The sequence below is a fragment of the Mycolicibacterium palauense genome (assembly GCF_002592005.1).
In the GTDB taxonomy this organism is placed as follows: Bacteria; Actinomycetota; Actinomycetes; order Mycobacteriales; family Mycobacteriaceae; genus Mycobacterium; species Mycobacterium palauense.
On record NZ_NVQF01000046.1, the window covers coordinates 1 to 11911 of the forward strand.

An 11911-nucleotide genomic window follows, 5' to 3' on the forward strand; every position below is an offset into this window, starting at 1 on the left:
TGTTCTGACGCGAAGTTTTTGTTATAAAGTGCGAGATGGTGTATGTTGTTTTTCAAGCAGGACAGGGCGTACTGGATCGGGGCTCGGGGATGTGTATAAGAGATGTGTATAAGAGGCAGCTCCTCGAAGGAGCCGCTGGCGTCGCCGGCGTAGACCGTCTTCTCCCCCTCGCCCAGCGGCAGCTTCCGGACCGGCGAGCCTTCGCCGAGGTCGAGCTTGGCCAGGTCGACCCAGAAGGTGCTGGGCGCCAGCGCCGACTCGAAGACGTAGCGCATGTCCTTGTGGTCCACCGCGGTACGCCAGCGTGTCGAGGAGATATTGGGTTCGGCCGAGGTGGCGATGCCGTAGGGCACCGAGGCGTTGCGCACGACGCTGAGGACGGCGGCGACCGCGAGTTGCGCCTCACCGGTCTTGGGGATCGCGTTGATGTAGAACGAGGCCCGCACGAATCGGTCGGCGGCGCGGTTGGTTCCGGGCAGCATCACCTCGCCGCCGATCTGGTCCCAGTACTCGTTGATGGCCAACTGCTTCTCGAAGATCGGCGAGTTGGTCATGACCTGGTAGTCGCGGCTGTGGTGGATCACCTGCCGGCCCGCGATGTACTCGACGATGGCGCTGTCCCCGGAACGGTCCGACATCGACAGGTGCAGGGTGGCCAGTCGGTCCTGTCCGGGCACCTCGGCGGAGCGCACCTGCAGCGGGGTGCCCGTCAGGGCGTCCACCGCCTCGGCCACCGAGCCGAAGCGGTCCAGCACGTACTGCGCCCACACCGCCAGCGACAGCGCCGGCGCGCCGGTGTCCTCGGTGGGGTACTCGGACTCGGCCAGCCACAGCAGGTTGACCGCCAGGCCGGCCTCGTTGAGCCCGTCGGTGGAACAGATGTCATATCCCGAGGCGATGACGCTGCCGTACTTGGAGGTCCATTCCAGCGAGTTGGCGCCCGCCCGGCCCTGCCGGTGCATGCCCCGCGGAAACGCCCACAGGTTGGTGCCGATCTCGAACTTCCAGTCCATCGACCGTCCGGTGACCACGCGGTCTTCGGCTCCCAGATACACCACACGGGTACACATCGACGGCCTCCTCCTGGCAGTTGAATCCGATCGCTCGCCCGACCGCCGCGTCATCCGCTTCGGCCGGCCCGAGATTACCGACCGGGGGCGGCCGTCAGGACGGGCCACACGGCCCCGCGGGTCGCCGCGGTTCGTCCCGATGCCCGCGGGTCGCAACTTGCTTGACAATCGGCAACCGAAACGTCATCCTCGTGCCGGCGCAGGCCACTGCCCAAGACCTCGAATTTCCCGCCCGCCGGGATCGGCCCGATTCGCAGTCTCACAAATCGGAAATACCGTTATCGCAGGTCAAGAGGAATTCTGTGGTCGCGGACGGGCACGATGGGCTTCGCCCTCAGACTCAGGGAGTAACGTCATTCTCGCCCGTACCCTATGGAGGGACCAGGAGGTAGCGATGCCGGCTCAGCAGCCGTACCGTGCTGCACGCGTCGCCGCTGCCGATGTTCGCCCGGCACCGGAGAACCGACCGTGACCACATCGAGCGATCGCACCGACTCCGAGGACGCCCTCCTCGCCGAAGCCGAGGCCGCCGAGGCCGAGGCCGCCGCCGCCGAAGCGGCCGCCGAGGCGGCCCGCGCACGCGCGCGGGCCGCGGAACTGAGCCGGCTCCGCAAGCAGCAGGAGCAGGAGCGGCAGCAGGCGGCGGGGGCCGGAAACGCCGAGGCCACTCAAGACACCGAGGCCGCTGAAGACACTGAAGACACCGGGGCCGCCGGCGCCCCTGACGACGCCGAGACCGCCGCAGAACCCCCAGACACCGAAGCGGCCGGGGACGACAGCCCTCCGGCGGGGCGACGGCGACGGTGGTACCGCCGTGCGGCGCCGATCGCGGCGACGGCGGCCGTGATCGGGTTGATCATCGCCCTGTGCACCGTCAGCGGTCTGATGATCTGGCAGCACGACAAGGCCGTGGCCCGCCAGCAGCAGATCACCGCGTTCACCGCGGCCGCAAGCCAGGGCGTGACCAACCTGATGTCGCTGGACTTCAACAACGCCGACGCCGACCTGCAGCGCGTCATGGACTCCACCACCGGGGCATTCCACGACGACTTCCAGAACAGCGCCAAGGACTTCATGACCGTGATGAAGGAGTCCAAGGTGGTCTCCACGGCCGAGGTGAAGGCCGCCGGGATCGAGTCGATGGACGACAACTCGGCGGTGGTGCTGGTCGCGGCCAAGTCCGAGGTCGCCAACCAGGCCAGCAAGCAACCCACCCCGCGCGCCTGGCGCCTCAGCGTGACCGTCGAGCGAGTGGGCGACGGAATCAAGATGTCGAAAGTCGAGTTCACACCGTGACCGCTGACCAGAAGTCCCGCACCGATCAGGACGACGCGGGAGAAAACGCCGGCGCCACGGTGGATCCCACAGATTCCGTGGATCCCGTGGATCCCGCGCCCGAGGTGACCGAGGAGGCGGACAGCGCGGACGCCGCAGCCGACGTCGAGAACCCGGACTCAGACCCGCACCCGGGCAGCGAACCCGGCACGGACGGCGCGGCCGAGGACACGGCCGGCGCGGGCGGCAGGCCCGCACGGCGCCGCCGATGGGTCATCGCCGGTGCGGCGCTCCTGGCGGTGCTGCTGGTGGCCTCGGCGGGGCTGACCGCGTGGCTGTACTTCTTCTGGTACCGCGTGGACCAGCAGACCGGCCCCCACGCCGAGCAGGTTGCGCTGCAGGCGGCCAAGGACGGCACCGTGGCGGTGCTCAGCTACGGTCCCGATTCGCTGGACCAGGACCTCGCCAACGCGAAGTCACATCTGACCGGCGACTTCCTGGACTACTACGGCAACTTCACCGACGAGGTCGTGCGCCCGGCCGTCGCGCAGAAGAAGGTCAAGACCGACGCCAATGTCGTCCGCGCCGCGGTCTCGCAGATCGAGCCCGACAAGGCGGTGGTACTGGTGTTCGTCAACCAGACCACGACCAGCCAGGACCGCCCCGACCCGGCGATGGCGGCCAGCAGCGTCCTGGTGACGTTGTCCAAGGTCGACGGGAAGTGGCTGATCTCCTCCTTCGATCCCGTGTAGCTCGATCCCGTTAGGACCGTGATCGGGCGGCGTTCTCGATGATCGCCCGCACGGAGCGCCGGCACCGGCCGCAGTCCGAACCGGCACCGCACGCCGCGGCGACCTCCTTGGACGTGGTGGCGCCGGCGGCCACGGCGTCGGCGACGGTATGACTGGTCACTCCCCTGCACAGGCAGACGTACATGCGGCTGTGCTCACTCCGGTCGGTCGATGGCCATCATGCTGACGAACTCGCCGACGAACAACGGCGGGTACACCCCCACCCCGGCGTGCGACATCCACTCGGCCGCGGCGTCGGGACGGTCGATCCAGCGCCGGGCGCTGTCCTCGTCGTCGATCTCCTGCAGGACCATCACCTCCTGGGCGTCGTCGAAGGCGCCGAACACCCACAGCCGGCGGATGCCGGCGTCGCGGAACCGGCTCTCCGCGGCCCGCAGACCACCGACCAGGGCCTGGACGTCGGAGACCGACACGAACGCCGAGACGATCACCCCCGGCGACTCGGGGCCCTGCCGCGGATCGGTCAGATCGAACTTCTCGACGATCTCCCCGGCGAACACCGCCGGGAACTCCTCGACGCCGACGCTGTCGAAGTAGTCGAAGAAGGCCCGGGAGCGCAGCAGCTCCACGACGGGTTCCCGGCTGCGGACCCCGATCATCACCAGCACCCGGCCGGGCTCGCGGGTCGACTGGTACACCAGCACGTGGTGGGCGCCCATCCGGGAGAGCTCGGCGCGGCGCTTCTGCAGCAGCGGGGCCACCCGGGACGGATCGGGGATCCGGTAATCGGAGGCGATCACCATCGAATGCCGGTAGACCTCGGCGATGTTCACCCGAGCCGGTCCTTCATCACCTTGCCGCTGGCGTTGAGCGGCAGCGCCTCGAGGAACACCACCGATCGGGGCACCTTGTAGCCGGCCATCCGCTCCTTGCTCCAGGCGATCAGATCCGCCTCCGAGGGTGCGCCGCCGCGGCCGTTCCGGGTGGGTTTGAGCACCACGTAGGCCCTGCCCACCTGACCCATGCGGTCATCCGGAACGCCGATGACGGCGGCCTGCGCGACGGCGGGGTGTTCCAGCAGGAACCCTTCGATCTCGGCCGGGTAGGCGTTGAACCCGCCGACGATGAACATGTCCTTCTTGCGCCCGATGATCCGCAGCCGGCCGCCATCGGTGAACTCCCCCAGATCGCCGGTGTGCAGCCACCCGTCGCCGTCGATGGCCTCCGCGGTGGCGTCCGGATCGTCCAGGTAGCCCTGCATGACGCTGTAACCGCGGACGAGCACCTCGGCGTCGTCGGCGATGCGTACCTCGATGTCGGCGCAGGGCACACCGACGGTGGTGGCGACGTCCTCGAAGGAGTCGCCCGGACGCGACAGCGTCGCCGTGCCGCATTCGGTCAGGCCGTAACCCGTGGCCAGCGTCTGGAACGGCAGTTCCTCGTGGACCCGCCGGATGAGTTCGACGGGGATGTCCGCCGACCCGGTCACCCCCGCGCGCAGCGTCGCCAGCTTGGACTTGTCCTCCACCGCCAGCAGCGAGTGGTACAGCGTGGGCGGGCCGGGAAGCATGGTGATGCGCTCCCGGTCGATGAGGTCCACCACCGTGTCGACGTCGAAGACGGGCACCGGGAACACGGTGGCACCCCGGATCATCGACGTGATGCAGCCCGCCTTGTAGCCGAAGGTGTGGAAGAACGGGTTGACGATCAGGTAGCGGTCGCCTTCGCGCAGGTCGGCCAGATCGCACCACTCGGCGTAGAGGCGCAACGTCTGGAGGTGATTCATCATCACGCCCTTGGGGCGCCCGGTGGTACCGGAGGTGTAGATGATGTCGGCGATGTCGGAGCCCTGCAGATCGCCGGCCCGGTAGTCGAACGGGGTGGCCGCGCTCAGGAAATCGGACTTCAGGTCGATCACGGGGACGCCGGCCGGCGCGGCGAAATCCATTCCGAGGAAGCCCTTTTGGACCAGGACGGCCCGAGCCCCACTGCGGGTGATGACGTCGGCGGCCTCCTCGGCCTTGAACCGGGTGTTCACCGGTACGACGATGCCGCCGGCGGTGAGCAGGCCGAAGGCCGCGATCATCCACTCCGCGGAGTTGGGGGCCCAGATCGCGACCCGGTCGCCCCTGGCGACACCGAGGTCGCGAAAGGCCCCCGCCGCCGTCAGCACCCGCTCGGTGAGCTGGCGGAAGGTCAGCCGCAGTGGCCCGTCGACGACCGCTTCGGCATCACCGAAGCGGTCGCCGACGCTCAAGACCATCTCGGGGATGGTCTGCCACGAGGCGCCGTTGTCGCGTGCCGTCCGGGTCACACCGTGACGAGGCGACCGAGGTTGCCGCCCATGATCTTCGCCTGGTCCTCCAGGGACAGATGCTCCAGAGCGGTCACATAGTGGGTGGGCTCGGCCAGGCCCTCCGGATGCGGCCAGTCCGACCCGTAGAGAACCTGGTCCACGCCGACGAGGTTGACCAGCTCGTCGATGCCCTCCTCGTAGAAGGGGCTGATGTAGATGCGGTTCTTGATCTCTTCCATCGGGTTGGCCGGGAAGGCCTCGGGCGCCTTCTTGTACACCTCGGCCATCGAGTCCAGCAGCGGGAACATCCACTTCGAGCCCGCCTCGACGATGCCCACCTTGAGCTTCGGGAACCGGAACAACGCACCGTGGATCACCCACGAGGCCACCGCGTCCTGAATGGGACGCCACTCGTTGAGGATCTGCATCGCGTTGGTCTGGAACGGCAGCATCTCCTGGGTGGCGCCGTCCCACTCGGAGGTGTAGCGCGAATACCCGCTGTCCGAGGAGTGCATGCCCACGAACACGTCGTACTCGACGCACTTCTGCCAGAACGGGTCGAACTCGGGCAGCGCGAACGAGCGCGGCCCGCGGAAGCCGGGAACCGGTGCGGGACGGATCAGGATGGCGCGGGCGCCGCGCTTGACCGCCCACTCCAGCTCCTCGATCGCCTTCTCCACGATCGGCAGGGTGATCACCGGGGTGGTGAAGATGCGGTTCTGGTAGTTGAAGCCCCAGACCTCGTCGAGCCACTGGTTCAGCGAGTGGATCAGCACGTGGATGGCGACCGGGTCGTCGCGCAGCCGCTCCTCGATGAGGCTGGCCAGCGTCGGGAACATCAGCGAGCGGTCCACACCCAGTTCATCCATGAGCTTGAGCCGCGGCGCGGGCTCGAAGAAGGCCGGGATGGACTTCATCGGCTCACCGAACAGCTCGCGCTTGCTCTTGCCGTCCGGGTTACCGAACTTGAAGTACTCCTCCCAGGCGCCCGGCTTGGCGACCACCTCGAAGGTGGGGTTCGGGATGTAGTTGCTGATCTGACCGCGGATGGCGATCTTCGTACGACCGTTGACCTCGACGTACTGGACGATGTCCTTGTACTCCTTGGGGAGGTACTTGGTCATCGCCTCCGGCGGCTCGTAGAGATGGTTGTCCGCGTCGAACAGCGGAAACGGAATGTCGACCTTGTGCGACAGTTGCCCCATTGGAATGCTCCTTTTCGGTCAATGAGAATCATATTCTCGACGGCGGTCGGTGGCAATCAGCGGGCTCGCGCGTCGGCGCCGCACGGGGCGGCGCCCGGCGGCCCGGTGCCTGTGCGCGATGTTATTCTCAGTTTGCGAGAATGCCAATATCAATTCAGGAGAATGTGTCCATGGTCGACCTGGAATTCGACGGCGGACTCGCCGTCATCACGATCGACCGGCCGCAGGCGCGCAACGCCATCGCGCCGGAGACCATGGACCAGCTCGACGCCGCCCTGGACCGGGCCGCGGGCGCGCTGGCGCTGGTCATCCGCGGCGGCGGCGACCGCGCGTTCGTGTCGGGCGGCGACCTCAAGGAACTGGCCAAGCTGCGCACCGAGGAACAGGCCGCCGCGATGGCCCGCCGGATGCGCACGATCTGTGACCGCATCGCGGCGTTTCCCGCGCCGGTGATCGCCGCCCTCAACGGTCACGCGCTGGGCGGCGGCGCCGAGGTGGCGGTGTCCGCCGACATCCGCATCGCGGCCGACGACATCAGGATCGGATTCAACCAGGTGGCGCTGTCCATCATGCCCGCCTGGGGCGGGGCCGAACGGTTGGCCGCGCTGGTCGGGCGGGGCCGGGCCCTGCTGCTGGCCGGCAGCGGCACCGTGCTGGAGGCCGACGAGGCCGCCCGCCTGGGCCTGGTGGATCAGGTGCTGCCGCGCGCCTCGTTCGACGAGGGTTGGCGGGCGGTGGCCCGCTCACTGACCAATCACCCCGCCGGCGACATCAAGAGGGTGTTGTCGGGCGTGACCCCCGAGGAGGCGATCGGCGCCTTCGCCCGGCTGTGGGTCTCCGACGAGCACTGGGCGGCCGCCGACCGGGTGATGTCACGGGCCAAGTAGCACCCCGGCCCCACCTCGGGGCATCCAGTCAGACCTCAGACCGCCCCGGAGCCGACATTCACCGGCATCAGGTCTGAACCGACGGCGCTACCCGCCGTCACTCGACGCACCATCTCCGTCGTCCTCGAGCGCTTCGTGGCGCCAGCCCGGGTCGAGTCGGCACTCGCCTTCCAGGAAGGTCAGCCAACGCCGCGCGAACTCCAGGGTCTCCTCGTGGCCGACCCTCATGTCCAGCAGCTGTTCCTGCACCAGTACCTGCGTGGCGCCGGTCATCAACACCATCAGCACCGTGGGGGTGAACTCCTCGAACGGCACGTCGTAGCGCGCCATGGCCGCGGTGAAGGTGTTGATCTGCTCGCGGCGGAACATCTCGGCGTAGCGGGCGATCTCCGCGCGCAGCGCCTTGCGGTGGTTGGCCAGGGCGATGAACTCCATCGTCATCCCGGTGCCGGCGGGATCGGTGTTCAGTTCCCACAGCGCCCACAGCGGCTGCGTCGACTTCAGCGCCAGCTGGTGGTAGTGCAGCATGGTGTCGGCCCGGCGCCGGAACAGCTCGAGGAACAGATCATCCATCGTGCGGAAGTAGTAATGCACGAGCTGCGGCTTGAGACCGGCCCGGTCGGCCACGCGGCGAGACGTCACCGCCGCATAGCCCTCCTCGCGCATCAGCGCCTCGGCCGCGTCGAGCAGCACCACCCGATTCTTGGCGTCGGGTGCGCCCAACCTGCGCGTCGTGCCGGCCGGGGAAGCCATGCCCCGCCTCCCTACTGTCTCGTTTCCGGGCTCGTCCCGGGCTCGTCCCGGGGTCGCCTCGTCCGCACGCGGCCCGGTTGCGCCGCGGTCGTGCCTCGCTCGTGTCTGGTTCTTCGCTGACAGACATCGTAATGCCGGCCCGATCACCTTGACCGTGTGCCAGACCACATGCTAAGCAAGTGCTCAGCACCTGTCAGCCCTTTGCAGGAGGTTCGTCTTGCCCGAAAGCGATTACGACACCCTCGACTTCTTCACCGATCAGTCGCTGGTGCCGAATCCCTACCCCTACTTCGACCACCTGCGGTCCCGCTGCCCGGTGCTCAAGACCTCGAACTACGGCGTGGTCGCGGTGACCGGCCACGAGGAGGCCTCGGTGGTCTACAAGGACGCCGAGGTCTACTCGTCCTGCATCGCCGTCGGCGGCCCGTTTCCCCCGCTGCCGTTCACCCCGGAGGGCCACGACATCAGCGCCCAGATCGAGGCGCACCGCGGCGAACTCCCGATGAGTGAGCACATGGTCACCATGGACCCGCCGGAGCACTCCCGGGCCCGCTCGCTGCTCAACCGGCTCCTGACGCCCAAACGGCTCAAGGAGAACGAGGAGTTCATGTGGCGGCTGGCCGACGAGCAGCTCGACGAGATCATCGGCGACCAGACCGGCACGGTGCACTGCGAGTTCCTCTCCGAGTACGCCAAGCCGTTCTCGCTGCTGGTGATCGCCGACCTGCTCGGGGTCCCCGAGGAGGACCACGACGAGTTCCGCGAGATGCTGGGCGCGCCGCGCCCCGGCGCCAACGTGGGATCGCTGGAAGGCGAGACGCTCGACCACAACCCGCTGGAGTGGCTGGAGAACAAGTTCTGCGCCTACCTCGAGGACCGGCGCGCCAACCCCCGCGACGACATCCTGACCGGGCTGGCCACCGCGAAGTACCCCGAGGGCGACACCCCCGAGATCATCGACGTGGTCAAGAGCGCGACGTTCCTGTTCGCCGCCGGCCAGGAGACCACCACCAAGCTGCTCAGCGCGTCCATCCGGCTGCTGGCCGAACGTCCCGATGTCGTGGAACGCCTGCGCGCCGACCGCAGCCGCATCCCCAACTTCGTCGAGGAGATGCTGCGGATGGAGAGCCCGGTCAAGTCGGCGTTCCGCCTGGTCAAGAAGGACACCGTGCTGGGCGGCGTGGAGCTGCCCGCCGGGACGATCGTGATGGTCAACCCCGGGGCGATCAACCGCGACCCGCGCCGGTTCGACCACCCCCACGAGTTCGACTTCGACCGCTCCAACGTGCGCGAGCACCTGGCGTTCGGGCGCGGCGCGCATTCCTGCCCGGGCGGTCCGCTGGCCCGGGTCGAGGGCCGGGTGTCCATCGAGCGGATCCTCGACCGCATGACCGACATCCGGCTCGACGAGGAGAAGCACGGACCCGCCGGCGACCACAACTTCAACTACGAGCCCACGTTCATCCTGCGCGGGCTGACGGAGATCAACATCACCTTCACCCCCGTGCAACCCCACGCCGCCACCGCGTGACCCGCCTCCCCGTCAACGAGAACAGAGGACGCCTCCAGTGACCACGACAGCCGACACCGCAGAGCTGTACTACGACCCGTACAGCGTCGAGCTCAACATGAACCCGTATCCGGTCTTCGCGCGGATGCGGGAAGAGGCACCGCTCTACTACAACGAGCAGCACGACTTCTACGCGGTCAGCCGCTACGACGACGTCAACAAGGCGGTGATCGACCACGAGACGTTCATCTCGGGCCGGGGCGCGCTGCTGGAGATCATCAAATCCGGCATGGAGATCCCGCCGGGCACGCTGATCTTCGAGGACCCGCCGATCCACAACATCCACCGCAACCTGCTGTCGCGGATGTTCACCCCGCGCAAGGTGCTGGCGCTGGAGCCCCAGATCCGCGAGTTCACCGCACGCTGCCTGGACCCGCTGGTCGGCGCCGGGAAGTTCGATTTCGTCAACGATCTGGGTGAGCAGATGCCGATGCGGGTGATCGGCATGCTGCTGGGCATTCCCGAGGAGCATCAGCGCCGGGTCACCGACCACGGCGAAGCCACCCTGATGAACGAACAGGTCGACCTGCTGGCCACCGGCGAGGTGTTCGCCGAGTTCATCGACTACCGCACCGAGCATCCCTCGGACGACATCATGACCGACCTGCTCAACGCCGAGTTCACCGACGAGACGGGCACGCTGCGCACGCTGCGGCGCGAGGAACTGCTGATGTACCTGACGGTGGTCGCCACCGCGGGGGCCGAAACCACCACCCGGCTGATCGGCTGGGCCGGAAAGACATTGGCCGACTACCCCGATCAGCGCCGCGAACTGGCGCAGGACCCGACGCTGATCCCGCAGGCGATCGAGGAGATCCTGCGCTGGGAGCCCCCGGCGCTGCAGATCGCCCGCTACGTCGCCCGCGACGTCGAGTACTACGGGAAGACGGTGCCCGAGGGCTCGGCGATGCTGATGCTCATCGGCGCCGCCAACCGCGACCATCGCCGGTTCGCGCCGGACGGGGATGTCTTCGACATCCACCGGGAACAACGCTCCCACATGACCTTCGGCGCGGGAACCCACTTCTGTATGGGGAATGCACTGGCCCGCCTGGAGGGCCGGATCGCCCTGGAGGAGATCCTCAAACGCTTCCCCGAGTGGGAGGTCGACTGGGCCAACGCCAAACCGTCGCAGACGACGGCGGTGCGCGGCTGGGAGACCATGCCCACCTTCGTTTCCTGATTCAAACCACGTTCAACCCAAGTTCGAACCACGAAAAAGACAAGAGGAGTGACATGACGGGACGACTCGAAGGCAAGGTCGCGTTCGTGACCGGCGCGGCCCGCGGCCAGGGCCGCAGCCACGCGGTGCGGCTGGCCGAGGAGGGCGCCGACATCATCGCGATCGACATCTGCGGCCCGATCCGGCCCGGAACCGAGACCGCGATCCCGGCGTCGACGCCAGACGACCTGGCCGAGACCGCGAACATGGTCAAGGCCCTGAACCGCCGCATCGTCACCGCCGAGGCCGACGTTCGCGACTTCGCGGCGGTCAAGGCCGCCGTGGACAGCGGCGTCGAGCAGTTGGGCCGGCTCGACATCATCGTCGCCAACGCCGGCATCGGCAACGGCGGCGACACGCTGGATCAGACCAGCGAGCAGGACTGGGACGAGATGATCGACATCAACCTGTCCGGGGTGTGGAAGTCGGTCAAGGCCGGTGTGCCGCACATCATCGCCGGCGGTCGCGGCGGCTCCATCGTGCTGACAAGTTCGGTCGGTGGGCTCAAGGCGTATCCGCACTGCGGCAATTACGTGGCGGCCAAGCACGGCGTCGTGGGCATCATGCGCTCCTTCGCCGTCGAGCTCGGCCAGCACATGATCCGGGTGAACTCGGTGCATCCCACGCACGTGGCCACTCCGATGCTGCACAACGAGGGCACGTTCAAGATGTTCCGGCCCGATCTGGAGAACCCGGGTCCCGACGACATGGCGCCCATCTGCCAGATGTTCCACACGCTGCCGATCCCGTGGGTCGAGGCCCAGGACATCAGCAACGCCGTGCTGTTCTTCGCCTCCGACGAGGCGCGGTACGTCACCGGGGTCACCCTCCCGGTGGATGCGGGCAGCTGCCTGAAGTAGACCATTTCCGAGCGGGCCGGG

Annotated in this window: 12 protein-coding genes; 6 read left to right on the forward strand and 6 right to left on the reverse strand. The window is 67.9% G+C overall.

Features of this window, described 5'->3' with window-relative positions:
* Window positions 1-1070 (reverse strand): bile salt hydrolase (locus CSR00_RS17885; protein WP_141564395.1); only part of this gene is annotated, 1070 nt, incomplete at its 3' end.
* A gap of 468 nt (window positions 1071-1538) precedes the next feature.
* Between CSR00_RS17885 and CSR00_RS17890 the strand changes: the two genes are divergently transcribed.
* On the forward strand, window positions 1539-2366 hold the full coding sequence (locus CSR00_RS17890; RefSeq protein WP_099023772.1) for an Rv1363c family protein: 828 nt from the start codon (window positions 1539-1541) through the stop codon (window positions 2364-2366).
* Window positions 2363-3097, forward strand: coding sequence for an Rv1363c family protein (locus tag CSR00_RS17895; RefSeq protein ID WP_245906205.1), 735 nt, complete (start codon window positions 2363-2365; stop codon window positions 3095-3097). The genes CSR00_RS17890 and CSR00_RS17895 overlap by 4 nt, the downstream gene beginning before the upstream one ends.
* Before the next feature lie 10 nt (window positions 3098-3107).
* Here CSR00_RS17895 and CSR00_RS17900 read toward each other — a convergent pair whose 3' ends face one another.
* The 4 genes from CSR00_RS17900 to CSR00_RS17915 are packed head-to-tail and all read right to left on the reverse strand — an operon-like array spanning window position 3108 to window position 6598.
* Window positions 3108-3281, reverse strand: coding sequence for a (2Fe-2S)-binding protein (locus tag CSR00_RS17900; protein WP_099023773.1), 174 nt, complete (start codon window positions 3279-3281; stop codon window positions 3108-3110).
* A 10-nt stretch (window positions 3282-3291) separates the two neighbouring features.
* On the reverse strand, window positions 3292-3900 hold the full coding sequence (locus CSR00_RS17905; RefSeq protein WP_407662467.1) for a fatty-acid--CoA ligase: 609 nt from the start codon (window positions 3898-3900) through the stop codon (window positions 3292-3294).
* A 26-nt stretch (window positions 3901-3926) separates the two neighbouring features.
* Window positions 3927-5411: a FadD3 family acyl-CoA ligase gene (locus CSR00_RS17910; RefSeq protein ID WP_281259733.1), complete on the reverse strand. Its 1485-nt coding sequence runs from the start codon at window positions 5409-5411 to the stop codon at window positions 3927-3929.
* The gene (locus tag CSR00_RS17915) at window positions 5408-6598 is read right to left on the reverse strand and encodes an amidohydrolase family protein (RefSeq protein WP_099023775.1); all 1191 of its coding nucleotides are present in this window, start codon (window positions 6596-6598) and stop codon (window positions 5408-5410) included. The genes CSR00_RS17910 and CSR00_RS17915 overlap by 4 nt, the downstream gene beginning before the upstream one ends.
* Before the next feature lie 170 nt (window positions 6599-6768).
* Here CSR00_RS17915 and CSR00_RS17920 point away from each other — a divergent pair, with 170 nt between their 5' ends.
* Window positions 6769-7485, forward strand: a complete 717-nt coding sequence (locus tag CSR00_RS17920; RefSeq protein ID WP_099023776.1) for an enoyl-CoA hydratase/isomerase family protein — start codon at window positions 6769-6771, stop codon at window positions 7483-7485.
* An 87-nt stretch (window positions 7486-7572) separates the two neighbouring features.
* Here the strand turns inward: CSR00_RS17920 and CSR00_RS17925 are convergent, their stop codons facing one another.
* Window positions 7573-8238, reverse strand: coding sequence for a TetR/AcrR family transcriptional regulator (locus tag CSR00_RS17925; protein WP_099023777.1), 666 nt, complete (start codon window positions 8236-8238; stop codon window positions 7573-7575).
* Window positions 8239-8455: 217 nt separating this feature from the next.
* Between CSR00_RS17925 and CSR00_RS17930 the strand changes: the two genes are divergently transcribed.
* The 3 genes from CSR00_RS17930 (at window position 8456) to CSR00_RS17940 (ending at window position 11890) form a co-directional block, all read left to right on the forward strand.
* The gene (locus CSR00_RS17930) at window positions 8456-9769 is read left to right on the forward strand and encodes a cytochrome P450 (protein WP_099023778.1); all 1314 of its coding nucleotides are present in this window, start codon (window positions 8456-8458) and stop codon (window positions 9767-9769) included.
* A 97-nt stretch (window positions 9770-9866) separates the two neighbouring features.
* Complete coding sequence (locus CSR00_RS17935; RefSeq protein ID WP_245906210.1) at window positions 9867-10991, forward strand: cytochrome P450; 1125 nt, start codon at window positions 9867-9869, stop codon at window positions 10989-10991.
* A 53-nt stretch (window positions 10992-11044) separates the two neighbouring features.
* Window positions 11045-11890, forward strand: coding sequence for a mycofactocin-coupled SDR family oxidoreductase (locus tag CSR00_RS17940; RefSeq protein ID WP_099023780.1), 846 nt, complete (start codon window positions 11045-11047; stop codon window positions 11888-11890).
* The last annotated feature ends 21 nt before the right edge of the window (window positions 11891-11911 follow it).